Annotated in this window: 19 protein-coding genes; all 19 read left to right on the top strand. The window is 70.3% G+C overall.

Features of this window, described 5'->3' with window-relative positions; all coding sequences use genetic code 11:
- Position 1: 1 nt before the first annotated feature.
- Positions 2 to 829 (top strand): MlaE family ABC transporter permease, encoded by an 828-nt coding sequence (locus LQ940_RS18820; RefSeq protein ID WP_231241530.1) that lies wholly within the window; start codon positions 2 to 4, stop codon positions 827 to 829.
- 4 nt (positions 830 to 833) lie between these two features.
- Positions 834 to 2,117, top strand: a complete 1,284-nt coding sequence (locus LQ940_RS18815) for an MCE family protein (protein WP_231241529.1) — start codon at positions 834 to 836, stop codon at positions 2,115 to 2,117.
- A complete protein-coding gene (locus tag LQ940_RS18810) occupies positions 2,117 to 3,151 on the top strand; it encodes an MCE family protein (protein WP_231241528.1) in 1,035 nt (344 codons plus the stop codon). The genes LQ940_RS18815 and LQ940_RS18810 overlap by 1 nt, the downstream gene beginning before the upstream one ends.
- Entirely contained in the window at positions 3,148 to 4,113 is a 966-nt protein-coding gene (locus LQ940_RS18805) for an MCE family protein (protein ID WP_231241527.1), read from the top strand. The genes LQ940_RS18810 and LQ940_RS18805 overlap by 4 nt, the downstream gene beginning before the upstream one ends.
- Positions 4,110 to 5,249, top strand: coding sequence for an MCE family protein (locus LQ940_RS18800; protein WP_231241526.1), 1,140 nt, complete (start codon positions 4,110 to 4,112; stop codon positions 5,247 to 5,249). The genes LQ940_RS18805 and LQ940_RS18800 overlap by 4 nt, the downstream gene beginning before the upstream one ends.
- Positions 5,246 to 6,682 carry an MCE family protein gene (locus LQ940_RS18795; protein WP_231241525.1) on the top strand — a complete coding sequence of 479 codons (1,437 nt, stop codon included), beginning with the start codon at positions 5,246 to 5,248 and terminating at the stop codon, positions 6,680 to 6,682. Before LQ940_RS18800 ends, LQ940_RS18795 begins: the two co-directional genes overlap by 4 nt.
- On the top strand, positions 6,679 to 7,935 hold the full coding sequence (locus tag LQ940_RS18790; RefSeq protein ID WP_231241524.1) for an MCE family protein: 1,257 nt from the start codon (positions 6,679 to 6,681) through the stop codon (positions 7,933 to 7,935). Before LQ940_RS18795 ends, LQ940_RS18790 begins: the two co-directional genes overlap by 4 nt.
- Positions 7,932 to 8,579, top strand: a complete 648-nt coding sequence (locus LQ940_RS18785) for a hypothetical protein (protein WP_231241523.1) — start codon at positions 7,932 to 7,934, stop codon at positions 8,577 to 8,579. The genes LQ940_RS18790 and LQ940_RS18785 overlap by 4 nt, the downstream gene beginning before the upstream one ends.
- Positions 8,576 to 9,322 carry a J domain-containing protein gene (locus tag LQ940_RS18780; RefSeq protein ID WP_231241522.1) on the top strand — a complete coding sequence of 249 codons (747 nt, stop codon included), beginning with the start codon at positions 8,576 to 8,578 and terminating at the stop codon, positions 9,320 to 9,322. The genes LQ940_RS18785 and LQ940_RS18780 overlap by 4 nt, the downstream gene beginning before the upstream one ends.
- 237 nt (positions 9,323 to 9,559) lie before the next feature.
- Positions 9,560 to 13,051 carry a DNA-directed RNA polymerase subunit beta gene (gene rpoB, locus LQ940_RS18775; RefSeq protein ID WP_231241521.1) on the top strand — a complete coding sequence of 1,164 codons (3,492 nt, stop codon included), beginning with the start codon at positions 9,560 to 9,562 and terminating at the stop codon, positions 13,049 to 13,051.
- Between the two features lie 88 nt (positions 13,052 to 13,139).
- Positions 13,140 to 17,021, top strand: a complete 3,882-nt coding sequence (locus LQ940_RS18770) for a DNA-directed RNA polymerase subunit beta' (protein ID WP_231241520.1) — start codon at positions 13,140 to 13,142, stop codon at positions 17,019 to 17,021.
- Between the two features lie 156 nt (positions 17,022 to 17,177).
- Entirely contained in the window at positions 17,178 to 17,300 is a 123-nt protein-coding gene (locus tag LQ940_RS21795; RefSeq protein ID WP_269214355.1) for a hypothetical protein, read from the top strand.
- A 53-nt stretch (positions 17,301 to 17,353) separates the two neighbouring features.
- The gene (locus LQ940_RS18765) at positions 17,354 to 18,592 is read left to right on the top strand and encodes a geranylgeranyl reductase family protein (RefSeq protein WP_231241519.1); all 1,239 of its coding nucleotides are present in this window, start codon (positions 17,354 to 17,356) and stop codon (positions 18,590 to 18,592) included.
- Entirely contained in the window at positions 18,589 to 19,482 is an 894-nt protein-coding gene (locus LQ940_RS18760; protein WP_231241518.1) for an NUDIX hydrolase, read from the top strand. Before LQ940_RS18765 ends, LQ940_RS18760 begins: the two co-directional genes overlap by 4 nt.
- Before the next feature lie 21 nt (positions 19,483 to 19,503).
- Positions 19,504 to 22,266, top strand: a complete 2,763-nt coding sequence (locus tag LQ940_RS18755) for an FAD-binding and (Fe-S)-binding domain-containing protein (RefSeq protein ID WP_231241517.1) — start codon at positions 19,504 to 19,506, stop codon at positions 22,264 to 22,266.
- Positions 22,267 to 22,348: 82 nt separating this feature from the next.
- Positions 22,349 to 23,554: a class I SAM-dependent methyltransferase gene (locus tag LQ940_RS18750; protein WP_231241516.1), complete on the top strand. Its 1,206-nt coding sequence runs from the start codon at positions 22,349 to 22,351 to the stop codon at positions 23,552 to 23,554.
- A complete protein-coding gene (locus LQ940_RS18745; RefSeq protein WP_231241515.1) occupies positions 23,551 to 24,552 on the top strand; it encodes a hypothetical protein in 1,002 nt (333 codons plus the stop codon). The genes LQ940_RS18750 and LQ940_RS18745 overlap by 4 nt, the downstream gene beginning before the upstream one ends.
- Positions 24,553 to 24,602: 50 nt before the next feature.
- Positions 24,603 to 25,607 (top strand): DNA topoisomerase IB, encoded by a 1,005-nt coding sequence (locus tag LQ940_RS18740; RefSeq protein ID WP_231241514.1) that lies wholly within the window; start codon positions 24,603 to 24,605, stop codon positions 25,605 to 25,607.
- 1 nt (position 25,608) lies between these two features.
- The gene (locus tag LQ940_RS18735; protein WP_231241513.1) at positions 25,609 to 26,106 is read left to right on the top strand and encodes an O-acetyl-ADP-ribose deacetylase; all 498 of its coding nucleotides are present in this window, start codon (positions 25,609 to 25,611) and stop codon (positions 26,104 to 26,106) included.
- Positions 26,107 to 26,115 lie beyond the last annotated feature (9 nt).

Raw genomic sequence — 26,115 nt, 5'->3', positions numbered from 1 at the left:
CATGGCGAACCTGAAGGCGGTCTACGAGAAGCCCCTCGGCTCCCTGAACGAGCTGGGCGGCCAGCTGGCGTTCTACCTCGGCGTGCTCCGTGCGATCCCCCGCTCGGTCAAGCGCTATCCCAAGGAGATCATGCGGATCCTGGCCGAGGTCACCCTCGGCTCCGGGTCGCTCGCCGTCATCGGCGGGACCGTCGGCGTCATCGCCGGCATGACGTTCTTCACCGGTGCGCAGGTGGGGCTCTCCGGGTACGCCGCCCTCAACCAGCTCGGCACCGCGGCGTTCTCCGGCTTCGTGTCCGCCTACTTCAACACGCGCGAGATCGCCCCGCTCGTCGCGGGCATCGCGCTGGCGGCCACGGTCGGCTGTGGCTTCACGGCCCAGCTCGGCGCCATGCGCATCTCCGAGGAGGTCGACGCACTGGAGACGATGGCCATCCCCTCGATGCCCTTCCTCGTCGCCACGCGGGTCGTCGGCGGCCTGATCGCGATCATTCCGCTGTACGTCGTGGGGCTGCTGTCGTCGTACTTCGCGAGCCGGCTGATCGTCACCCAGTTCTACGGCCAGAGCTCGGGGACCTACGACTACTACTTCAACCAGTTCCTGCCACCCGGCGACGTGCTGTGGTCCTTCGGCAAGGTGCTGGTCTTCGCCGTCGTCGTGATCCTGATCCACTGCTACCACGGCTACAACGCCTCCGGCGGGCCCGCGGGCGTGGGCGTGGCCGTAGGCCGAGCCGTGCGCACGAGCATCGTCGCCATCAACGTCCTCGACCTGTTCCTGTCCATGGCCATCTGGGGCACCACCACCACCGTGAGACTGGCGGGGTGAGGGCATGAGGATCCTCGGCAACCACAAGGTCCTGGGCATCGCCTTCCTGGCGCTGCTGGTCTTCGGCGTCTACGCGACCTACGCGGTGTTCACCAAGAAGTTCGTCGACTACGAGGAGGTCCGGCTCGAGACCTCCTCGATCGGACTGCAGCTGCCCAGCCGGGCCGACGTCAAGATCCGCGGGGTCATCGTGGGCGAGGTGCTGGAGACCCAGACCCGCGCCGACGGCGCGGAGCTCACCTTGGGCATCTTCCCCGAGAAGATGGACACCATCCCCGCCAACGTCACCGGCTCCATCGTGCCGAAGACGCTCTTCGGCGAGAAGTACGTCAGCCTGGAGATCCCCGAGAGCGGCCCGGAGGGCCGGCTGCGCACCGACGCGGTCATCGACCGCACCGCGGTCAGCACCGAGGTCGAGCAGGTGCTGTCCGACCTCTACCCGCTGCTGCGCGCCGTACAGCCCGCCGAGCTCAACATGACGCTCAACGCCGTCGCCACCGCCCTGGAGGGCCGAGGCGAGCTGATCGGCGAGAACCTCGAGACCGTCGATGCCTACCTCAAGCGGCTCAACCCGCAGATCCCCGGGCTCGTGGAGGACCTGCGGCTGACCGCCCAGGTCTCCGACGTCTACAGCGACGTGCTGCCCGAGGTGGCCCAGATCCTGGAGGACACCGTCACCACCACCGGCACGCTCGAGGACCGCGCCCCCCAGCTCAACGCGCTCTTCACGGAGGTCGCGTCCTTCTCCGACACCGCGCGGGGCTTCCTCGCCGAGAACGGCGACAACATCACGCGGCTCGCCGACGTGGGCTCCCAACAGCTGCGGGTGCTGGCGAAGTACGCCAAGGTGTTCCCCTGCCTGACCGCCGGCATCGTCAAGGCCGGCAAGCTCCAGGCGGAGGCGTTCCGCGGCTTCACGCTGCACATCGTGCTGGAGACGCTGCCGCGCCAGCCGCGTGCCTACGGACCGCAGGACAAGCCGCGGATCGCCGAGGACCGCGGCCCCGACTGCCTGAACCTGCCCAACCCGCCGTGGAGCCAGGCCAACCCGTTGCGCAACCAGCCGAACCTCGACGACGGGGTCGACGAGCCCACCGGCAAGGGCACCTCGCGGGTATCGCCCGGCTACTTCTTCGACGGGGCCGGTGAGCCCGGCAGCGTCGAGGAGTCCGACCTGCTCAAGGAGCTGATCGGCCCCGGCTTCGGCGTCCCCGCCTCCGAGGTGTCCGACCTCAGCGTCCTGCTCGTCGCGCCGATGGCGCGTGGCGCGGAAGTGAGCCTGCGCTGATGCCCCGACTCGACAAGCGCACCACCGGCGACCTGGTCAAGCTCCTGGTCTTCATCGTCGTCACGACGCTGGCGACCGGCGTCCTGGTGATCACCATCGGCAACCTGTCCTTCGGGGGCTCGCGTGACTACCGCGCGGTGTTCGTCGACGCGACCGGCGTGGTCAAGGGCGACGACATCCGCATCGCCGGGGTCAAGGTCGGCACCGTCAAGGACGTCGAGATCATCGACCGGACGCGGGCGCGGGTGTCGTTCACGGTCGAGGACGAGACCCGCCTCACCGAGTCCACCCACGCCCAGATCAAGTACCGCAACCTCGTCGGCCAGCGCTACATCTCGCTGACCCAGCAGGTCGGGGACGACGCGGTGCTCGACGAGGGCGACACGATCCCCGTGGACCGCACCTCGCCCGCCCTGGACCTCACCGTGCTGTTCAACGGGTTCAAGCCGCTGTTCGAGGCGCTCTCGCCCGACGACGTCAACAAGCTGTCCTACGAGATCGTCCAGGTCTTCCAGGGCGAGGGCGGGACGCTCGAGAGCCTCCTGGGCAACACGGCCACCATCACCACGACGCTGGCGGCGCGCGACCAGGTCATCGGCGACCTGATCACCAACCTGAACCTGGTGCTCGACAACCTCGCCGACCGCGACGACCAGCTGACCGACCTGATCAAGACCTTCCGGGTGTTCGTCTCCGGCCTCAACCAGGACCGCGACGCGATCCTGGACTCCCTGGACCAGATCTCGGCGCTCTCGGTCGAGACCGCGGGCCTGGTGGAGGACATCCGCCCGCCGTTCGTCCAGGACATCAAGCAGCTGCGCCGCTTCGCCACCAACGTGGCCCGCAACAAGGGCGAGCTGGATCGGGCCCTGCAGGTGCTGCCGATCAAGCTGGAGAAGGTCGGCCGCACCGCGATCTACGGCTCGTGGTTCAACTTCTACCTCTGCAACTTCCGGGGCCAGGTCCGGCTGCCGGGCATCGCCCCACTCCAGCTCGACTACGACACCGCGGCAGCGAGGTGTGACCTCGGATGAAGCCCTTCCGCGAACGCAACCCGGTCGTCATCGGGGCCGTCAGCATCACCGTCCTGGTGCTGATGCTGGTCGCCGCCTTCCGGGCCCAGGACCTGCCGCTGATCGGCGGCGGCGACACCTACTACGCCGCTTTCGCCGAGGCGGGCGGTCTCAAGGCCAACGACGAGGTCCGCATCGCCGGCGTGCGCGTCGGGAAGGTGGAGGAGGTCGAGCTCGCCGGTGACCACGTCCGGGTCACCTTCCGGGTGAAGACCGACTCCCAGTTCGGCAACCAGACGGGGGCGGCGATCAAGGTCAAGACGCTGCTGGGCGCGATGTTCCTGGCGCTCGAGCCGGCGGGCAAGGGACAGCTCGACGACGGCAGCGAGATCCCGGTGGAGCGCACCAGCTCGCCGTACGACGTGGTCGAGGCCTTCTCGGGTCTCGCGGAGACCTCCGCCGACATCGACACCGACCAGCTGGCCGCCTCGCTGAGCACGCTGGCCGACCTCACCCGCAACACCCCGGAGGAGTTCCGCACCGCCCTCGACGGCGTCTCCGCACTCTCGCGCACGGTCGCCTCGCGCGACGCCCAGATCAACACCCTGCTGCAGAACCTCGACCGGGTCTCGACGGTCCTCGACGAGCGCGACCAGGACATCATCGGGCTGATGCGCGACTCCGACGTCCTCTTCCGGGCCCTCGTGGCCCGGCGGGAGGCCGTGCACGACCTCCTGGTCTCGACCTCGACGCTCTCAAAGGAGCTGACCCTGCTGGTGCAGCAGACCCGCCAGGACCTCAAGCCCGCACTGCAGAAGCTCGAGGAGGTGGTCGACGTGCTCAACAAGAACGAGGACAACCTCGACAACAGCCTGCGGCTGATGGCGCCCTTCTACCGGGTGTTCGCCAACACGCTCGGGAGCGGGCCGTGGTTCGACACCTACATCCAGAACCTGCCTCCTATCGGGACCCCGTCGCTGTGACCGCCCTCAAGAAGTACCTCGCCCCCCTGGTCGTCCTCGTCCTCGTCGCCGCCGCCGTCCTCGCCATGACCGGCGGGGACGACCAGAAGCGCCTGGTCGCCCACTTCCCGCGCACGATCTCGGTCTACGAGGGCAGCGAGGTGCGCGTCCTGGGAGTCCCGATCGGCCGGGTCGAGAGCGTCAAGCCGTCGGGCACCGACGTCGAGGTCACGATGACCTACGACGCGAAGGTCAAGGTGCCTGCCGATGCGCGCGCCGTCATCGTCGCTCCCTCGATCGTCGGCGATCGCTACATCCAGCTGACCCCCGTCTACACCGAGGGCGAGGTGCTGGCCGACGACACCGTGCTCGAGGGGGAGCGCACGGCGGTGCCGCTGGAGCTGGACCAGATCTACTCGAGCCTGGACCGGCTCACCGTGGCCCTGGGCCCGGACGGCGCCAACGCCCAGGGGTCGCTGAGCGACCTGCTGGAGGTCACGGCCGAGAACTTCGGAGGCCAGGGCGAGCAGCTCAACCAGACCATCGAGGACTTCAGCACCCTTACCTCCACCCTGGACAACAACAAGGAGGAGCTGTTCGGCTCCGCCGAGCGGCTCGGCAACTTCATCGAGACCCTGGCCGACAACGACGCCACGGTCCAGAGCTTCAACAGCTCCCTGAGCTCGGTGTCGACGATGCTGTCCGGCGAGCGTCAGGAGCTGGCGGCCTCACTGCGCAACCTGTCCGTCGCGCTGGGCGAGGTCGGCACCTTCGTGCGCGACAACCGGACCGTGCTGGGGCGCAACATCAAGAAGGTCAACCGGGTCGCCAAGGTGCTGGTCAAGCAGCGGGCCGCCCTCGACGAGACGCTCAAGCTCGCCCCGCTGGCGCTGAACAACCTGGCGCTGACCTACAACCCCGACGCCGGCACGCTCGACACCAACGCCAACATCGGCAACGTGGTGCACGAGATCACCAACAACCCCACGCTGCTGCTCTGCAGCCTCATCGGCGAGGCAGACCCCGACGGGGAGCTGTGCGACCTGATCGAGGGGCTGCCCCTGCCGCGCAACGCCCCGTTCGGCGCTGGGACCGGCACTGGCTACGGTGCCGCCTTCGACCCCACCCTGGGCGGTCTCGTGAAGGTGGACCAGTGAGGGCCCGGCTGCGCCTGCTGGTCGCGCTCGTCTTCGGCAGCCTGCTGCTGAGCGCGTGCGACTTCGACGTCTACGACCTCCCCCTGCCCGGAGGCACGAGCGCCGGGGACGACGCGATCGTCGTCGAGGTGATGTTCGCCGACGTCCTCGACCTGGTGCCGCAGTCCACGGTCAAGGTCAACGACGTCAACGTCGGTCAGGTCACCGAGGTGGAGCTCGCCGGCGACGTGGCCAAGGTGACGATCGAGCTGCGCAACGACACCGAGCTCCCGGACAAGCCGATCGCCGAGATCCGCCAGACCAGCCTGCTCGGCGAGAAGTTCGTCTCCCTCAAGCCGCCCGAGGATGGCGGCAGCGGTCAGCTCGCCACCGGCGACGTGATCCCGCTGGAGCGCTCGGGTCGCAACCCGGAGGTCGAGGAGGTTCTCGGTGCCCTCAGCCTGCTGCTCAACGGCGGCGGGGTGGCCCAGCTCAACACGATCACCCAGGAGCTCAACCTCGCCCTCGAGGGCCGCGAGGACAGCGCCCGGTCGGTCCTCACCCAGGTCGACGAGCTGATGGGTCAGCTCGCGACCAACAAGGACAACATCGTCGACGCGATCGAGTCGCTCAACCGGCTCTCGATCTCCGCCGACCGGCAGAAGGGCGCCATCAACTCCGCCCTCGCCGAGCTGCCGAGCGCCGTCACCTCGCTCGACAAGCAGCGCGGCGACCTGGTGAAGATGCTCCAGGCGCTCAACCGGCTCGGAGACGTGGGAGTGGATGTCATCCGCACGTCGAAGGAGGCCACGGTCGACACGATCCGCCAGCTCCAGCCGGTGCTCACGCAGCTGGCCAACTCCGGTGACGACTTCGTCAAGGCGTTCAACGTCTTCCTGACCTACCCGTTCGTCGACGAGGTCGTGGGGCGCGACCCGCAGGTCGCGCGCAACCTGCACATGGGCGACTACACCAACCTGTCCATCACCCTCGACATCGACCTGACGGGCGAGGTCCCCGGCATCCCCGTGCCCGGCCTTCCGTGCACGCCCCTGGGGGACCTGCCCGACACCGGGCCCCTCCCGGACCTCGAGGAGCTCTGCGCCGACGCCAACGCGGCGATCCAGCAGTGCCTGCAGAACCCCACGGTGCAGAATTGCGCCGCCCTTCCCGGATCGGTCATCCAGGCCGTGTGCAAGCAGGTCCCGATCCCGGGCCTGTGTCCCGGCGGCGGCGGTGGCGGCGGCGGTGGGGGCATCCCGAGCATCCCCGGCCTCCCTGAGCTCCCCGGCCTCCCCGAGCTCCCGGGCCTGCCCGGCGGTCTCGGCGGTCTGGGGCGCCCGGGCTTCGACCCCGCGGGCGGCGCCGCCCGCGGACCCACGATGGGACAGCTCATGGAGCACTACAACCCGGCGCTCGTCTCCCTGCTCGTCCCGGGACTGGTGGTCCGATGATCACCCGGCGCACCAAGGCCCAGCTGCTGGTCTTCGTGATCATCACCCTGCTCGGCGTGACCTATGTCGGCGCCCGCTACGCCAAGCTGGACCGGCTCGTGGTCGACGACAGCTACACCGTCGTGGCGCACTTCTCGGAGTCCGGAGGGATCTTCGCCGGCGGCGAGGTAAACTACCGCGGCGTCAAGGTGGGGCGAGTCGACAAGCTCGTGCTCACCGACCAGGGCGTCGACGTGCACCTCGGAATCGAGAACGACTTCGACGAGATCCCCGCCGAGACCCTGGCCGTCGTCGGCAACCGCTCCGCCGTGGGGGAGCAGTACGTCGAGCTGCAGCCGAAGGTCGACGACGGCCCGTACCTGGAGGGGGACTCCGAGATCGACGAGGCCGACACCCGGCTGCCGATCTCGACCAACCAGCTGCTCACGAACCTGTCGAACACCGTCGCCTCCGTCGACAACGACGACCTGCGCACCACCGTGGACGAGTTCGGGCTGGCCTTCTCGGGTGCGGGGCAGGACCTGCAGCGGATCATCGACTCCGGCACCTCGTTCATCGAGGTGGCCAACGAGAACTTCGACGTGACCAGCCGGCTGATCGAGGACAGCAACGTCGTGCTGCGTGGCCAGCTGCGCTCGGAGAGCGCCCTTCGCAACTTCGCGCGCGAGCTCTCCCGCTTCAGCGGCACCCTCGCGGCGTCCGACGGTGACCTGCGCCGCCTGATCGAGGATGGCTCCGCCACGGCGGCCGAGCTCAGGTCGTTCCTCGAGGAGAACGAGGTCGAGCTCGGCAGCCTGATCAACAACGTGCTCACCACCGGCGAGGTCGTCGTCAAGCACCTCAACGGGATCGCCCATGTGCTGGTGGTCTACCCCTACGTGGTCGAGGGCGGCTTCACCGTGGTCTCCAAGTCGCCCTCGGGGCTCTACGACGCCCACTTCGGCCTGATCCTCACCAACACGCCGGTGTGCCACGAAGGCTATGAGGGCACCGAGCGGCGAACGCCACAGGACCGCGAGGACCTGCCGATGAACGAGAAGGCCGGGTGCACCGAGCCGGCGAGCAAGAGCAACGCCCGCGGCTCCCAGAACCTCAACCGGGTCGTGGCCACCTTCGACCAGGAGACCGGCGAGCTCGAGTGGGGCTCGGCGGCCGGCCGGCCGGAAGGGAGCGGTAGCGTGGCTCCGCCGTCCCTGGGAGAGGATTCGTGGAAGTGGCTCTACCTTCAGCCGCTGACGTCACCTCGCCCGTGACCGACAGCACCGACAACCGTCGTCCGGACCGCCACTCGACGCCTCGCCAGGCGCTCGGTCGCGCGCTGGTCCCCGTCCTGGTGCTGGTCATCGTGGGGTGCCTGGCCTCCCTCGCGGTCCTGCTGATGACCGGCTCCCGTGCGCCCGAGGGCGCCTCCCTGGGTGGGCGGGTGTCCGCCCTGTTCGGCGCCGACGACCCCCTCGTGGAGGAGCGCGAGGAGGCGATGTCGCAGGCCCAGCAGTTCGCGCTCCGGGTGCACACCTACGGCCCCCAGCTCCTGGACGAGAAGAACGCCATGCCGGAGTACCGCAAGCTGGTCGTCGAGGTGATGACCCCCAAGTTCGGAGCCGGCTTCGAGGAGCAGGCGGGCCTCGCGGAGGCGACCGTCGCGCAGGCCGGGGTCGCGCGCGAGGCCGAGGTGTTCTCCTACGCGACCTCCAGCATCGACGCCGACTCCGCGCAGGTCCTGGTGGCGGGGTCGTTCACCACCTCCTACCCCGACCCCCAGAACGCCGACAAGCGGATCGCGACCGACGCCATCCCGTTCCGCTACGAGGTCTCGCTGAAGAAGATCGAGGGCGACTGGCTGGTCGACGACTTCCAGGACCTCACCGGTGAGCCCCAGCAGGAGGCGGCGCCGTGACCCCGAACTGGTACGACCTGCTGGACGTCGACCGCGACGCCACGACCGAGGAGATCCGGGCCGCCTGGCGGTCGGCCATCGCCGACCTGGAGCCCGACGATCGCCGCTTCCGCGTCTACAACGAGGCCGGGGCCGTGCTCCTGGACCCCGAGCGCCGGGCGGCGTACGACGCCACCCTCCCGCAGGACGTCGACCAGGTTCACGAGGAGCACGAGGAGAACGAGGAGACGCCGAAGACCGAGGGCGAGCGGTCCGGCGACGACCGGAGGGCGGGCGCGCCGCTCTGGCTCATCGCCGTGCTGGCCGTCGTGGCGCTGGCGCTGGTCGCCGCCACCGGCTACGTGTGGACCCGACCCGCGCCCGTCGACGAGGACGCCGCGCGCGCCGCCGCCCGCGCGGCGGTCGTCCCCGTCCTGTCCTACGACTACCGCACGCTCGACGAGGACGCCGCGACCGCCCGCTCCTACATGACGCCGCGCATCCGCAAGGACTACGACGACACCATGCAGGTGATCAAGGACAACGCACCCCAGACCAAGACCGTCGTGACCGTCGAGGAGCCGCTCGCCGACGGCGTCGTCAGGTCCAGCGAGGACCGGGTCGACGTCCTGCTCTACGTCAACATGCCGACCACCAACGCGCAGGGGACGCGCACGTACCGCAACCAGGTCACCCTGCGGATGGTGCTCGACGAGGGCGAGTGGCTGGTCGACGACTTCACGACCAACCTGACCCAGCGGTAGGCCCGGTAGGGCGCGAATCCACAGGCACGCGGCGATGGTGCTTGACCTGAGGACCGCGGGAGCGCATGATCCTCGGCGACGCTCATCGTTGCGGTGCATGCAGAGGTTGTCGTATGCCCTCGTTTGGTGTATCGTGGCGCATTGCGCCTGCCCTCAAATACTTGTCATCCTGCCCGGTGGTTGAGCCTGTGGTGGGTGGGCGCGTCTCTCACACAGCGACACGTCGAAGGACAACTCTTGGCCGCGCGCAGCACTTCCGGTAACTCCCGCCGCATCTCTTTCGCAAAGATCGAAGAGCCTCTCGAGGTTCCTCAGCTCCTCTCACTTCAGACCGACGCCTTCGACTGGCTGATCGGCAACGAGAAGTGGGACGCCGTCGTCGAGCGCCGACGCGCCGAGGGCGAGGACGTCTCCGCCAAGTCCGGCCTCACCGAGATCTTCGAGGAGATCTCGCCGATCGAGGACTTCTCCGAGACGATGTCCCTCGCCTTCGAGAACCCGGTCTTCTACGACCCCAAGTACACCGTCGACGAGTGCAAGGAGAAGGACTTCACCTACTCCGCTCCGCTCTACGTCTCGGCGGAGTTCACCAACAACGACACCGGTGAGATCAAGGGCCAGACGGTCTTCATGGGCGACTTCCCGCTCATGACGCCCAAGGGCACCTTTGTCATCAACGGCACCGAGCGCGTCGTCGTCTCGCAGCTCGTCCGCTCGCCGGGCGTCTACTTCGAGCGCACCGCCGACAAGACGTCCGACAAGGACATCTACACCGCCAAGCTGATCCCCTCGCGCGGCGCCTGGCTCGAGTTCGAGATCGACAAGCGCGACCTGGTCGGCGTCCGTCTCGACCGCAAGCGCAAGCAGAACATCACGGTCCTGCTCAAGGCCCTCCAGGCCGTCGCCGAGGACATCGGCGAGGAGTACGACTACGACGCCGTCATGGCCGAGCTCCGCCAGTACGAGTCGATCCAGCTCACCGAGGAGAAGGACCACACCCAGGGTCCCGACGACGCGCTGCTCGACATCTACCGCAAGCTGCGCCCGGGCGAGCCGCCCACGCGCGAGGCCGCGCTGACGCTGCTGAAGAACTACTACTTCAACCCCAAGCGCTACGACCTGGCCAAGGTCGGTCGCTACAAGATCAACAAGAAGCTCGGTCTCCTCGAGGCCTTCGACCACCAGACGCTGACGATCGCCGACGTCGTGGCCGCCATCCGCTACATCGTGGCGCTGCACGACGGCCGCGAGCAGCTCGAGACGCCCCAGGGCACCCTCGACATCGGCGCCGACGACATCGACCACTTCGGCAACCGCCGCATGCGCACGGTCGGCGAGCTCATCCAGAACCAGCTCCGCACGGGCCTGGCCCGCATGGAGCGCGTGGTCCGCGAGCGGATGACGACCCAGGACGTCGAGGCGATCACGCCGCAGTCCCTGATCAACATCCGCCCCGTGGTCGCGGCGCTGAAGGAGTTCTTCGGCACCTCGCAGCTCTCGCAGTTCATGGACCAGACCAACCCGATCTCCGGCCTGACGCACAAGCGTCGCCTGTCGGCGCTCGGCCCCGGCGGTCTGTCTCGTGACCGTGCCGGCATGGAGGTCCGCGACGTCCACCCGTCGCACTACGGCCGCATGTGCCCGATCGAGACCCCCGAAGGCCCCAACATCGGCCTGATCGGCTCGCTCGCGTCCTACGGGCGGATCAACCCGTTCGGCTTCGTCGAGACGCCGTACCGCAAGGTCGAGAACGGCCGGGTCACCGACAAGATCGACTACCTCACCGCCGACGACGAGGACCGTTACGTCATCGCGCAGGCCAACGCGGCGCTCGACAAGAACGGCAAGTTCGTCGAGGAGCGGGTGCTGGTCCGCCAGCGCTTCGGTGAGGTCTCCGAGATCCTGGCCGACGAGGTCGACTACATGGACGTCTCGCCGCGCCAGATGGTGTCGGTCGCGACCGCCCTGATCCCCTTCCTCGAGCACGACGACGCCAACCGCGCACTCATGGGCGCCAACATGCAGCGCCAGGCCGTGCCGCTCATCACGAGCGACTCGCCCCTGGTCGGCACTGGCATCGAGTACCGCGCCGCGGTCGACGCCGGCGACGTGGTCGTGGCCGACAAGGCCGGTGTGGTCAAGGACGTCTCCGCCGAGGTCATCGAGACGATGAACGACGACGGCACGTACTCGACGTACAAGCTGGCCAAGTTCAAGCGCTCCAACCAGGGCACCTGCATCAACCAGCGTCCGCTGGTGGCCGAGGGCGACCGGCTCGAGGTCGGCACCCCGATCGCGGACGGTCCGTGCACCGACAACGCCGAGATGGCGCTCGGCACGAACCTGCTCGTCGCGTTCATGCCCTGGCAGGGTCACAACTACGAGGACGCGATCATCCTCAGCCAGCGTCTGGTGCAGGAGGACGTCCTCACCTCGATCCACATCGAGGAGCACGAGGTCGACGCCCGCGACACCAAGCTGGGCCCCGAGGAGATCACCCGCGACATCCCCAACGTCTCCGAGGAGATGCTGGCCGACCTCGACGAGCGCGGGATCATCCGCATCGGCGCCGAGGTCACCACGGGCGACATCCTGGTCGGCAAGGTCACGCCCAAGGGCGAGACCGAGCTCACCCCCGAGGAGCGCCTGCTCCGCGCGATCTTCGGCGAGAAGGCGCGCGAGGTGCGCGACACCTCGATGAAGGTGCCCCACGGTGAGTCCGGCACGGTCATCGGCGTGCGGGTCTTCGACCGCGAGGACGGCGACGAGCTGCCCCCGGGCGTCAACCAGCTGGTGCGGGTCTACGTCGCCCAGAAGCGCAAGATCTCGGTGGGCGACAAGCTCGCCGGTCGCCACGGCAACAAGGGCGTCATCGCGAAGATCCTGCCGATCGAGGACATGCCGTTCATGGAGGACGGCACCCCGGTCGACGTGGTCCTCAACCCGCTCGGTGTGCCGCGACGGATGAACATCGGCCAGATCCTCGAGCTCCACCTCGGCTGGCTCGCCAAGCAGGGCTGGGACCTGGACTTCGCGGACGACAAGTCCGACGCCGACTGGAAGCAGCGCCTGATCCGGATCCACGCGGACAAGGCCGCTCCCAACACCAAGGTGGCGACGCCGGTGTTCGACGGCGCCCGCGAGGACGAGATCACCGGCCTGCTGGGCGCCACCACGCCCAACCGTGACGGTGTGCGGATGATCGGCGAGTCCGGCAAGGCCAACCTGTTCGACGGCCGCTCCGGCGAGCCGTTCGCGGACCCGGTCTCCGTCGGCTACATGTACATCCTCAAGCTGCACCACCTCGTGGACGACAAGATCCACGCGCGCAGCACCGGCCCCTACTCGATGATCACGCAGCAGCCCTTGGGCGGTAAGGCCCAGTTCGGTGGCCAGCGGTTCGGCGAGATGGAGGTCTGGGCGATGGAGGCCTACGGCGCCGCCTACGCCCTGCAGGAGCTGCTCACGATCAAGTCCGACGACGTGCCCGGTCGCGTCAAGGTCTACGAGGCGATCGTCAAGGGCGAGAACATCCCCGACTCCGGCATTCCCGAGTCGTTCAAGGTGCTCGTCAAGGAGATGCAGTCGCTCTGCCTGAACGTCGAGGTGCTCAGCCAGGACGGCACGCAGATCGAGCTCCGGGACGCGGAGGAGGACGTCTTCCGCGCCGCCGAGGAGCTCGGGATCGACCTGTCGCGTCGCGAGCCCAGCTCGGTCGAAGAGGTGTGAGTCGCCGGCGCCCCTGCACCGCCAGGGGCGCCGGCCTCCGCCCCCCATTCTCTTTATCTTTTAAGTACTACGAAGGGTTGCAGCCATCGTGCTCGACGTGAACTTCTTCGACCAGCTCAAGATCGGCCTGGCCACGGCGGACGACATCCGCACGTGGAGCCACGGCGAGGTCAAGAAGCCGGAGACCATCAACTACCGCACGCTCAAGCCCGAGCGTGACGGCCTCTTCTGCGAGAAGATCTTCGGTCCCACCCGGGACTGGGAGTGCTACTGCGGCAAGTACAAGCGCGTGCGCTTCAAGGGCATCATCTGCGAGCGCTGCGGCGTCGAGGTGACCCGCTCCAAGGTGCGCCGCGAGCGCATGGGCCACATCGAGCTGGCCGCGCCCGTGACCCACATCTGGTACTTCAAGGGTGTCCCCTCGCGGCTCGGCTACCTGCTCGACCTGGCGCCGAAGGACCTCGAGAAGGTCATCTACTTCGCGGCCTACATGATCACGGCCGTCGACGAGGACGCCCGTCACCGTGACCTGTCCTCGCTCGAGGGCAAGGTCCAGCTCGAGCGCGAGCGCCTCGAGAAGCGTCGCGACAGCACGCTCGAGGACCGCATGAAGAAGCTCGAGGAGGACATGGCGACCCTCGAGGCCGAGGGCGCCAAGGCCGACGCGCGCCGCAAGGTCCGCGACGGTGCCGAGCGCGAGATGAAGCAGGTCCGCGACCGCGCCCAGCGCGAGATCGACCGGCTCGACGAGGTGTGGAGCACCTTCAAGTCGCTCAAGGTCCAGGACCTCATGGGTGACGAGCTCCTCTACCGCGAGATGAAGAACTGGTTCGGCAAGTACTTCGAGGGCCACATGGGCGCCACGGCGATCCAGAAGCGCCTCGAGAGCTTCGACATCGAGGCCGAGGTGGAGTCGCTGCGCGACACCATCGCCAACGGCAAGGGCCAGAAGAAGGTCCGCGCCCTCAAGCGCCTCAAGGTCGTCGACGCCTTCCGCAAGACCGGCAACAAGCCCCAGGGCATGGTCCTGGACGCCGTTCCGGTCATCCCGCCGGACCTGCGCCCCATGGTCCAGCTCGACGGTGGCCGCTTCGCGACCTCCGACCTGAACGACCTCTACCGCCGCGTGATCAACCGCAACAACCGGCTCAAGCGGCTGCTGGACCTCGGCGCGCCCGAGATCATCGTCAACAACGAGAAGCGGATGCTGCAGGAGGCCGTCGACTCGCTGTTCGACAACGGTCGCCGTGGCCGCCCCGTGACCGGGCCGGGCAACCGCCCGCTCAAGTCGCTGTCCGACATGCTCAAGGGCAAGCAGGGCCGGTTCCGGCAGAACCTGCTCGGCAAGCGCGTCGACTACTCGGGTCGTTCGGTCATCGTGTCGGGCCCGCAGCTCAAGCTGCACCAGTGCGGTCTGCCCAAGCAGATGGCCCTCGAGCTCTTCAAGCCGTTCGTGATGAAGCGCCTCGTGGACCTCTCGCACGCGCAGAACATCAAGTCGGCCAAGCGCATGGTCGAGCGCGCCCGCCCGGTCGTGTGGGACGTCCTCGAAGAGGTCATCACCGAGCACCCCGTGCTGCTCAACCGTGCGCCCACGCTGCACCGCCTCGGCATCCAGGCCTTCGAGCCCCAGCTGATCGAGGGCAAGGCCATCCAGATCCACCCGCTCGTCTGCACGGCGTTCAACGCCGACTTCGACGGCGACCAGATGGCGGTGCACCTGCCGCTGTCGGCCGAGGCCCAGGCCGAGGCGCGGATCCTGATGCTCTCGACCAACAACATCCTCAAGCCGTCGGACGGCCGTCCGGTCACCATGCCCACCCAGGACATGATCATCGGCCTGTTCTTCCTGACGACCGACCGTGAGGACGAGCCCGGCGCCGGCCGTGCCTTCTCGTCCCCGGCCGAGGCGATCATGGCCTACGACCGTGGCGAGATCTCGGTGCAGAGCAAGGTCAAGATCCGCTTCAACGACATCGTGCCGCCGCTGGACCTCGAGGTCGGCCCGGACTGGGAGGAGGGTCAGACGCTGACCCTCGACACCACCCTGGGTCGCGCGCTGTTCAACGAGACCCTGCCGGCCGACTACCCCTTCGTGAACTACGAGGTGGGCAAGAAGGCTCTGGGCGCGATCGTCAACGACCTCGCCGAGCGCTACACCAAGGTCGAGGTCGCGGCCTCGCTCGACGCGCTCAAGGACACCGGCTTCACCTGGGCCACCCGCTCGGGTGTCACCGTCTCCATCGACGACGTCACGACGCCGGTCAACAAGATCGAGATCCTGTCGCGCTTCGAGGAGCAGGCCGCCAAGGTCCAGAAGCAGTTCGAGCGCGGTCTGGTCACCGACGACGAGCGCCGCCAGGAGCTCATCGAGATCTGGACGGAGGCCTCCAAGGAGGTCGGCGACGCCATGGAGGCGACGTTCGAGCGCTCCAACCCGATCTACATGATGGTCGACTCGGGCGCGTCCGGAAACATGAACCAGATCCGTCAGGTCGGCGCCATGCGTGGTCTGGTGGCCAACCCGAAGGGCGAGATCATCCCGCGCCCGATCAAGGCCAACTTCCGCGAGGGCCTGTCGGTGCTCGAGTACTTCATCTCGACCCACGGTGCCCGCAAGGGTCTGGCCGACACCGCGCTCCGTACGGCGGACTCGGGCTACCTGACGCGTCGTCTCGTCGACGTGTCGCAGGACGTCATCATCCGTGAGGACGACTGCGGCACCGAGCGTGGCCTGCCCAAGGTCATCGGCGTCCGTGGCGCCGACGGGGTCGTCCGCAAGGACGACAACGCCGAGACCGCGGCGTACGCCCGGTCCGCGTCCAGCGAGGTCACCCACCCCGAGACCGGCGAGGTGCTGGTCGAGGCGGGCGGCGACCTGGGCGACGTGAAGATCGGCGAGCTCGTGGCCGCCGGCATCGAGACGGTCAAGGTCCGCTCCGTGCTGACCTGCGACGCCAAGACCGGCACGTGCGCCAAGTGCTACGGCCGTTCGCTGGCCACCGGCAAGCTCGTCGACATCGGCGAGGCGGTTGGCATCATCGCCGCCCAGTCGATCGGCGAGCCCGGCACGCAGCTGACCATGCGTACCTTCCACACCGGTGGTGTGGCCTCGGCCGACGACATCACGCAGGGTCTGCCCCGCGTGGTCGAGCTCTTCGAGGCCCGCTCGCCCAAGGGCCGGACCCCGATCTCGGAGTCCGCCGGTCGCGTGGAGATCGAGGACACCGACAAGGCCCGCAAGGTCCTGGTGACCCCCGACGACGGCTCCGAGGTGCAGGAGTACCCGGTGTCGAAGCGCTCGCGCCTCAACGTGGAGGACGGCCAGCACATCGAGGTCGGGCACCACCTGACGTCCGGTACGCCGGACCCGCAGGACGTGCTGCGCATCCTCGGCGTGCGCAAGGCGCAGGAGCACCTGGTGGACGAGGTCCAGGCGGTCTACCGCAGCCAGGGCGTGTCGATCCACGACAAGCACATCGAGATCATCGTGCGGCAGATGCTGCGCCGGGTCACGGTCATCGAGTCGGGGGAGACGAACCTGCTCCCCTCCGACCTGGTCGACCGGGTGCGCTTCGAGGAGGAGAACCGTCGGGTCGTCTCCGAGGGCGGCAAGCCGGCCTCGGGTCGTCCGGTGCTCATGGGCATCACGAAGGCCTCGCTGGCGACCGAGTCGTGGCTCTCGGCGGCCTCCTTCCAGGAGACCACCCGCGTCCTCACCGACGCGGCGATCCACGGTCGCTCCGACTCGCTTCGCGGCCTGAAGGAGAACGTGATCATCGGCAAGCTGATCCCGGCCGGCACCGGCCTGGAGCGGTACCGCAACATTCGGGTGGAGCCCACCGAGGAGGCCCGCGCCGCGGCGTACTCCGTCACCGGCTACGACTCCTACGACTACGAGTTCGGCAACGCCGGCTCCGGTCAGGCCGTCGCCCTCGACGACTTCGACTTTGGGTCGTATCAGAACTAGGACGAAGTCCTAGGTCTGGTAAGCCAGGACCCAGATCGAGCAAAGCAACGCCCGCCCACGCTTGCGTGGGCGGGCGTTGCTGCGTCGAGATCCAGTCACAGGCGCGGGACAATGCTCTCGACTCTCAACTCTCGACTCTCGACTCTCCCGGAGGCGATGAGTTGGCGCGGCGCGACGATCCTCGACGCCACGGCACCGGTCGGCGGGGCGCGCGCGGTCTACCCCACCCTCGGCACCGGCCGCGACCGCCGGGTGCCCGTCCTTCCGGCTTCTCGCTGACGGGTCGAGGGGGTGATTCGGTGTGTGAGCGGGGCAACTGAGAGAATCGGGGCGTGACCCAGGCGCCGACGCAGACCGACATCCTGGTGGTCGGCGCCGGTCCGGCCGGGTCGGCGGCCGCGGCCTGGGCGGCGCGCGGCGGCGCTGACGTGGTGCTCGCCGACGCGGCGGTGTTCCCCCGGGACAAGACCTGCGGCGACGGCCTGACGCCCCGTGCGATCGGCGAGCTGCAGCGGCTCGGCCTCGAGGACTGGCTGCGCGCCCACACCGTCAACCAGGGGCTGCGTGCCCACGGGTTCGGCCAGACCCTGCTGCTGCCGTGGCCGGGCGGCACGCTGCCGTCGTGGGGCAGCGCGGTCGCCCGCACCGAGCTCGACGACCACCTGCGCACGACGGCGATCAAGTCCGGCGCGACCGCCATCGACGGCATCCGTGCGGTCGACGTACGGCGTGAGGGCGCGCGGGTCGCGGCCGTGGTGTTCCAGCGCGGCGAGGAGCGCTTCGAGATCGCCTGCCGCCGTCTCGTCGTCGCCGACGGCGTGCGCTCGCCCCTCGGCAAGCTGCTGGGTCGTGAGTGGCACCGCGACACCGTCTACGGGGTGGCGGGCCGCTCCTACGTCAGCTCCACCATGTCCGACGACCCGTGGATCAGCTCTCACCTCGAGCTGCGCGGCGAGGACGGCGAGATCCTGTCGGGCTACGGCTGGATCTTCCCGCTGGGCACCGGCGAGGTGAACATCGGCGTCGGCACGCTGGCCACCGCCAAACGGCCCGCCAACATCGCGATCAAGCCTCTGATGTCGTTCTACGCCGACGAGCGCCGCGAGGAGTTCGGGCTGTCCGGCGAGCTGCGGATGCCCACCTCGGCGCTGCTGCCGATGGGCGGCGCGGTCTCCCAGGTGGCCGGAGCCAACTGGGCGCTGATCGGCGACGCCGCCGGCTGCGTCAACCCGCTCAACGGCGAGGGCATCGACTACGGCCTCGAGACCGGGCGCCTGGTCGCCCAGGTCATGACGGAGACCGACGACCTCGCGAGCGTGTGGCCGGCGCTGCTGCGCGAGCACTACGGCGAGTCGTTCTCGATCGCGCGCCGCCTGGCGGGGCTCGTGACCGTGCCGCGGCTGCTGCCCACGCTCGGGCCGGCGGGTATGCGCTCGGACTGGCTGATGACGCTGGCCCTGCGGTGGATGGGCAACCTGGTGACCGACGAGGACCGCGACCGCGCCGCGCGCGTGTGGCGCTGGGCCGGACGCCGCTCGCTCGCGCGCGACTCGCGACCGCCGTTCACGTGAGCCGCCGGTCCGAGCGGGTCCAACGGGTGGCGGCGTACGCCGTCATCCTGCGGGAGGGGCAGATCCTGCTCAGCCGGCTGTCGCCGAAGCTCGCGCGCAGTGAAACGTGGACGCTCCCCGGCGGCGGCGTCGAGCACGGTGAGGACCCACGGGAGGCCGTCGTCCGCGAGGTCTACGAGGAGACCGGGCTGCCGGTCACCGTCGGGGAGACTGCGCACACGTTCTCGTTGTACCTGCCCGACACCTGGCGCCAGGGTCGCCGGGTCAACGCGCACAGCATCCGCCTGGTGTACGACGGCTGGGTGCCGGTCGACGCGCCGGAGCCCCACGTCGTCGAGGTCGACGGGTCGACGGCGGAAGCGGCCTGGCAGCCCCTGGCCGACGTACTCGACGGGACCGTGCCCACGGTCTCGCTGGTCCGTGAGGCGCTGTCGGCCCACGAGACCTTCCGGCTGCAGCGGGTGGCGGCGTACGCGCTGGTCGAGCGCGAGGGTGCGGTGCTGCTGGCCCGCGTCTCGCCGCGGGGCTTCCACACCGGGCTGTGGTCCCTTCCCGGCGGTGGCATCGACCACGGCGAGCCCCCGCGCGACGCGGTCGTGCGCGAGGTGCGCGAGGAGGCCGGCGTCGAGGTCGAGGTGGGCGAGGTGCTCACCGTGGACGACGAGCGCATCCGCGGCACGGCCCCCTCCGGCCGCGACGAGGAGCTGCACGCGGTCGGGCTGGTCTTCACCGCCACGGTCGTGGGAGAGCCGGGGCCGCTGGTGACCGAGGTGGGCGGCACCACGGACGCGGTCGCGTGGGTGCCGGTCTCCGAGATCGAGAGCGGTGCGGTGCCGGTCGTGCCGCTCGTGCGCTCGGCGCTGCGCGCCCGCAACGGCGGGCTATCTTGACGAGGTGAACCGGGAGCGAGGGTGAGCGACCTGGTCGCCGCGCTGCGGCGTGAGGGGATCGCGGACGTCGACGACTCGGCCCTGGCCCGGGCGCTCTACTCCTCCGACGCCTCGCTCTACCGCGTCGTGCCGCGGGTGGTGGTGCGCCCGCGCCACCGCGACGAGCTCGATGCGGTGCTCGCCGTGGCGAGGAGCGCGAGGGTGCCGGTGACGATGCGCGGGGCCGGGACGTCGATCGCCGGCAACGCCGTGGGGGAGGGCATCGTCGTCGACACCTCCCGACACCTGCGCCGGATCCTCGAGATCGACCCGGAGGCCCGGACGGCACGCGTGGAGCCGGGGGTCGTGCACGCGGCGCTGCAGGCCGCGACGGCGCCGTACGGTCTCCGGCTCGGGCCCGACCCGTCGACCCACACCCGCTGCACGATCGGGGGGATGGTCGGCAACAACGCGTGCGGCTCACGGGCGCTGGGCTACGGGCGTACGTCGGACAACGTCGTCGCGGTCGACGCCCTCTTCGGCTCCGGCGAGACCGACGTGTCCGCCGCTCTGGGGGCGCTTGCCGACGCGCACCTGGCACACCTGCGCACCCACTTCGGGCGGTTCTCCCGGCAGGTCAGCGGCTATGCGCTGGAACAGCTGCTCCCGGAGAACGGGCGCCGGGTCGACCGGCTGCTGGCGGGCTCGGAGGGCACGCTCGCGCTGCTGCGCGACGTGACCGTGTCGTTGGTGGCCGAGGAGACGCGGCACCTGGTCGTGCTGGGCTACCCGTCGATGATCGAGGCCGCCGACGCGGTGCCGAGCCTGCTGGCTGTGGAGAGCCGGCCGCGACTGTCGGCGGCCGGTGGTCGGCTGGTGGCATGCGAAGGACTCGACTCCCGGATCGTCGACCTGGTCCGCGCGCGCCGAGCCGTGCCGGAGCTGCCCCGGGGCGCGGGCTGGCTCTTCGTCGAGGTCGCGGGCGAGGACGCCGAGAGCCTGCTGGCGGACCTGGAGGCGGCGTCGGGCTGCCTGGATCGGCGGCGGGTGAGCGACCCGGGGGAGGTTGCCCAGCTGTGGCGGATCCGCGAGGACGGCGCCGGGCTGGCCGCGCGCAGCCTGGCGACACCGGCCTACTCCGGCTGGGAGGACGCGGCCGTGCCGCCCGAGCGGCTCGGGGCGTGGCTGCGCGACTTCGACGAGCTGCTGCGCGAGCACGGCCTGGACGGGGTCCCCTACGGGCACTTCGGCGACGGCTGCGTCCACGTGCGCATCGACTTCCCCTTCCACGACGCGACCGGTGGGCGGCGGGTCTTCCGCGACTTCCTGACGGCGAGCGCGCTGCGCCTGCGCGAGCACGGCGGCTCGCTGTCGGGCGAGCACGGCGACGGACGCGCACGCTCGGAGCTGCTGCCGTTGATGTACGACGCCGACTCGCTGGCGCTGTTCGGGGCGGTCAAGGCCGCCTGCGACCCCGACGGCCTGCTCAACCCCGGGGTGCTGGTCGCGCCCGCCCCCCTGGACGCGGACCTCCGGCCCGGCCGGCCGCGGCTGTCGATCTCGCCGGCCCTGCGGCTCACCCACGACGGTGGCTCGCTCGGCGACGCGGTCCACCGGTGCACGGGCGTCGGCAAGTGCGTCGCCGCGACCTCGGCCGACGTCATGTGCCCCTCCTACCAGGCAACTCGCGAGGAGAAGGACTCCACCCGAGGGCGGGCCCGGGTCCTGCAGGAGGCGCTCGACGGCACCCTGGTCCACGGACTGGCCGATCCCGCGGTGCACGAGGCGCTCGACCTGTGCCTGTCCTGCAAGGGCTGCGCGTCCGACTGCCCGACCGGCGTGGACCTGGCCACCTACAAGGCGGAGGTGCTCCACCAGACCTACCGGGGACGACGACGCCCGCGCGGCCATTACACGCTCGGCCGGCTGCCGGCGTGGGCCGACCGGGTGGCGCCCGCGGCCGGCGTCGCCAACGCCCTGCTGCGGTTCGGCGCGGTGGCGCGGCTGGCCAAGGCGGGCGCCGGCATCGACCGCAGGCGCTCGCTGCCGGCCTTCGCCCGACGGACGCTGCGCGCCCAGGCCCGGTCCGCCGAGCCCGGCGCTCCGGACGTCTGGGTGTGGGCCGACTCCTTCACCGACCACTTCCACCCGGTCGCGGGCACGGCGGCGGTGCGGGTGCTCGCGGCGGCGGGGCTCACCGCCCGGGTCATCCCCGAGGACGCCTGCTGCGCGATCACCTGGGTGACCACGGGCCAGCTCGACCGCGCCCGCACGATCCTGGCGCGGACGGTGGCGACCTTGGCGCCGTACGTCGCGTCGGGGGTGCCGGTGCTCGGCCTTGAGCCGTCCTGCCTCGCGACGCTGCGCAGCGACGCGGTGCAGCTGACCGAGGACCCGCGGGCAGCGGTGGTGGCGGGTGGCGTGCTCACGCTGGCCGAGCTGTGGGAGCGCTTGCGCTGGCCGCTGCCCGACCTGACCGGCACCGAGGTGGTGGCGCAGCCGCACTGTCACCACGCCTCGGTGCTGGGGTGGGACGCCGACGATCGGCTGCTGGCCGCGACCGGGGCCTCGGTGACCCGGGTCGCGGGCTGCTGCGGGCTGGCCGGCAGCTTCGGGATGGAGCAGGGCCACTACGAGGTCTCGGTCGCGGTGGCCGAGACCCACCTGCTGCCGGCCGTGCGTGCCGCGGCCCCCGGGGCGGTGGTGCTCGCCGACGGACTGTCGTGCCGACTGCAGCTCGACGACCTCGCGGGGGTACGGGCGATGCACCTCGCCGAGCTGCTCGCTCCTAGACTGCCTGGATGAACCCACGCTATCGCCGACTGGTCATCCCGGTCGCCCTGGTGGGTCTGCTGCTGCTCGTCGTGATCACGGCGCTGGTGCGCGGATGAGCGAGCCGCTGCTGGTCGTGATGGACCGGGTGCGCGGGCTCCTGCTCGACCCCGACACCCTCGTGCGCGCCGTGGCGTCGGGTCGGCACAAGGGCCGACAGCCGCCGCGCTGGCGCCGAGTGGAGCTGCGCTACGTCGATCTCAAGGCAGGTCGGCACCTCCAGGTCGTGGCCTACGACGAGACCCAGGCCCATACCAGCAACCACGCGCTGGCGGCGGCGCCGGCGGCCGTCGACGAGCTGCTCCGGGAGCCGTTCGGCAACTGGCATGTCGAGACGCTCACCGAGGTCCACCAGATCCGGGTCACCAAGAAGCTCGAGGCGATGGCGCACACCAGCGCCCGGGCCGAGGCGGCCGAGGTCGACCGCGGCCACGACCGGGACAAGGACCGGCTGCTGCCGGAGAGCGACCCGGTGTTCCGAGCCCTCGGCCTCAGCGACGCCCAGGGCCGGATGAAGCCGAGCCGTCAGGCGAAGTACCGCCAGGTGGAGGAGTTCCTGCGGCTGCTCGACTCCTCGATCACCGACGCGATCGCCAAGGGCAGGCTGCGCCGCCCTACCCCCGAGGAGCCCCTGCGCATCGCCGACCTCGGCTGCGGCAACGCCTACCTCACGTTCGCAGCGGAGCGGTTCTTGACCTCGGTGCGCGGGCTGCCGGTCCACCTCACCGGCGTCGACGTGCGCGAGCAGTCGCGTGACCACAACGCCGCGATCGCCGCCGAGCTGGGCGTCAGCGCCGACTTCGTGGTCGGCTCGATCTCCGGGGTGCAGCTCGACCCGGCGCCGGAGGTCGTGCTCGCGCTGCACGCCTGCGACACCGCCACCGACGAGGCTCTCGCGAGGGCGGTCGAGTGGCGCGCGAGCCTGGTGCTCGCCGCGCCGTGCTGCCACCACGACATCGCGGCCCAGCTGCGCAGCGCCGCCACCCCCACGCCGTACGCCATGCTCACCCGCCACGGCATCCTGCGTGAGCGCCTGGCCGACACGCTCACCGACGGCCTGCGGTCCTCGCTGATGCGCACGCAGGGCTACCGGGTCGACGTGATGCAGTTCGTGGAGAGCAAGCACACCCCTCGCAACACGCTGCTGCGCGCGGTCCGCACCGGTGCGCCGGACTCCGACGACGGCGTGCGCCGCGAGTACGACGAGCTGGTCGAGCAATGGGGGATCACCCCGCGACTGGCCGTGCTGCTCGACGCATGATGCTCGTGGTGGAGCGGCTGCTGGCCGGGGCGATGGTGGTGCCGTTCGCCCTGGGGCTGACCTCCGGCGACGCCGAGCGCCGCCACGTCGTCCTCGAGTTCGCCGATCCCCAGATCGTCGAGTCCAGCGGCCTGGTCGCCTCCGGCGGGCTGTTCGTGACCGTCAACGACTCCGGCGACGAGGGCCGCACGTTCGTCGTGGAGCGCGACGGCAAGACCGTCGGCGGCGCGTCCTGGGGTGAGGCCACCGACGTCGAGGCCGTCGCGCCGTGGGGACGCGACCGGGTCCTGGTCGGGGACATCGGCGACAACCGCCGCGCCCGCGACTCGGTGCGGCTGCTGCGGGTGCCGCTCGAGCGTGAGCAGCGGGAGGTCGCCCCGGAGGTGTTCGAGGTGACCTACCCCGGTGGGCCGGTCGACGCCGAGGCGCTGCTCGTCCACCCGGTGACCCGTCGGGTGCTGGTCGCGTCCAAGGAGCTGCTCGGCGGCACCCTGTACGCCGCCCCGCGCGAGCTCAGCACCTCGCGGCCCAACCGCCTGCGGCCCCTGGGCCCGGTGCTCGGCTTCGTGACCGACGGGGCGTTCTTCCCCGACGGCCGGCACCTGGTGCTGCGCGACTACGGCCGGGCCGTCGTCTACGCCTACCCGTCGCTGGAGCCGGTGGCGGAGATCGACCTGCCGAGGCAGGAGCAGGGCGAGGGGATCGCGGTCGACGAGTCCGGCACCGTCTACGTCAGCAGCGAGGGCCAGCGCAGCGAGGTGCTGCGCATCGCCCTGCCTCGCGCGCTGCGGGACGTGGTCACGCCGCCCCCGCCCAGCCCTACGCCCAGCCCGAGTGCGAGCACGACCGGGGAGCCGGCGCCCGCGACGGAGGGCCGCGAGGGCCGCGAGCTGCCGGAGGAGGCGTCGGACGAGCGCCCGTTCTGGCCGTGGTTCCTCACCGGGTGGCTCGGCCTGGGCGTGATCGTGGCCCTGCTCTATGCGCTGCGCCGCCGATGAGACCCCTGCGGGTGAGACGCGTGCGCGCGCGTCCGGCATAAGGTCGCCGGGTGCCACGACTGCGCCGCACGTCGCCCGACCAGCCGGGCTGGACCCGCCGCCGGGCGGGCAGGGGTTTCGTCTACCTCGACCAGGCCGGCCAGAGGCTCCCCGACGAGGACGCACAGAGGGTCCGCGGTCTGGTGATCCCACCGGCGTGGAAGGACGTCTGGGTGACGCCGCACGAGAACGGGCACCTGCAGGCGGTCGGCACCGACGACGCCGGGCGCCGCCAGTACCTCTACCACCCCGTTTGGCGTGCGAAGCGGGACGCGGAGAAGTTCGACCGGATGCAGGACTTCGGCCGGGCCCTGGTCCGGGCGCGCGAGCTCGTGGTCAACGACCTGGGCCGCGAGGGGATGCCGTTGGAGCGGGCGTGCGCCGCGGCGGTGCGGCTCCTCGACCTGGGCTACTTCCGGATCGGCAACGACATCTACGCCGATACCCACGGCAGCTTCGGCCTGACCACGCTGGAGCGCCGGCACGTGAAGCGGCGCCAGGACCGGCTGGTCTTCGCCTTCGTCGGCAAGTCGGGCGTCGACCACCGCATCGAGATCGACGACGCCACCGTGATCGAGGCCATCGAGATCATGCGCCGCCGCCGGGGCGGCGACCTGCGGCTGCTCGCGTACAAGAACGGGCGCTCCTGGCGCTCGATCCTGCCCGACCTGGTCAACGAGTACGTCCGGGCCAGCACCGGGCTGGAGGCCACCGCCAAGGACTTCCGGACCTGGCATGCCACGGTGCTGGCCGCGGCCGCGCTGGCCGAGACCGGAGAGCACGGCGAGACCCAGGCGTCGCGCAAGCGCGCGGTGGCCGGGGCGATGAAGGAGGTCTCGGAGTTCCTCGGCAACACCCCCACCCTCGCGCGCTCCTCCTACGTCGACCCGCGGGTCATCGAGGCCTACGAGGAGGGCAAGACGATCCGCGGCACCACCCGGCGTACCTATGACACCCCCGACGAGCGTCAGGCCGCGCTCGAGCGCGCCACCCTCAAGCTGCTCAAGCAGACCTGACGTGGAGCTCACCGCCGTCCGCGGCGACATCACCGAGCAGCACGTCGACGCCGTCGTCAACGCCGCCAGCCCGGCGATGCGCGGCGGGGGAGGCGTCGACGGCGCCATCCACCGCGTCGGCGGCCCGGCCGTGCTCGAGGACTGCGTGCGCCGCTTCCCGCAGGGCCTGGCCACCGGTGAGGCGGGCTGGACGACCGCGGGGGACCTGCCGGCGCGCTGGGTGATCCACGTGGTGGGCCCCAACCGCCGCGCCGGCCAGACCGACCGGTCGCTGCTGACGTCCTGCTACGAGCGCGCCCTCGCCGTCGCCGACGAGCTCGGCGCCCGTACCGTCGCCTTCCCCCTCGTCAGCGCCGGCATCTACGGCTGGCCCAAGGACGACGCGATCGCCGCCGCCGTCGACACCCTCCGCGCGACCGAGTCGCAGGTGGAGGAGGCGAGGATCGTGGCCTTCGACGGGCCGACGTACGACGCGGTGGTGGCTGCGCTGTCGGGGTAGTCCCTAACA

The organism is Nocardioides sp. cx-173 (assembly GCF_021117365.1).
In the GTDB taxonomy this organism is placed as follows: domain Bacteria; phylum Actinomycetota; class Actinomycetes; order Propionibacteriales; family Nocardioidaceae; genus Nocardioides.
The sequence above is the reverse complement of the archived record's forward strand: the minus strand, read 5'-3'. Positions and strand labels throughout refer to the sequence as shown.

What these genes read in the sequence shown, in the direction of transcription:
- LQ940_RS18820 (WP_231241530.1), top strand. Translation starts at nt 2, where the DNA reads ATGGCGAACCTGAAGGCGGTCTACGAGAAGCCCCTCGGCTCCCTGAAC.
- LQ940_RS18815 (WP_231241529.1), top strand. Translation starts at nt 834, where the DNA reads ATGAGGATCCTCGGCAACCACAAGGTCCTGGGCATCGCCTTCCTGGCG.
- LQ940_RS18810 (WP_231241528.1), top strand. Translation starts at nt 2,117, where the DNA reads ATGCCCCGACTCGACAAGCGCACCACCGGCGACCTGGTCAAGCTCCTG.
- LQ940_RS18805 (WP_231241527.1), top strand. Translation starts at nt 3,148, where the DNA reads ATGAAGCCCTTCCGCGAACGCAACCCGGTCGTCATCGGGGCCGTCAGC.
- LQ940_RS18790 (WP_231241524.1), top strand. Translation starts at nt 6,679, where the DNA reads ATGATCACCCGGCGCACCAAGGCCCAGCTGCTGGTCTTCGTGATCATC.
- LQ940_RS21795 (WP_269214355.1), top strand. Translation starts at nt 17,178, where the DNA reads ATGAGTTGGCGCGGCGCGACGATCCTCGACGCCACGGCACCGGTCGGC.
- LQ940_RS18750 (WP_231241516.1), top strand. Translation starts at nt 22,349, where the DNA reads ATGAGCGAGCCGCTGCTGGTCGTGATGGACCGGGTGCGCGGGCTCCTG.
- LQ940_RS18745 (WP_231241515.1), top strand. Translation starts at nt 23,551, where the DNA reads ATGATGCTCGTGGTGGAGCGGCTGCTGGCCGGGGCGATGGTGGTGCCG.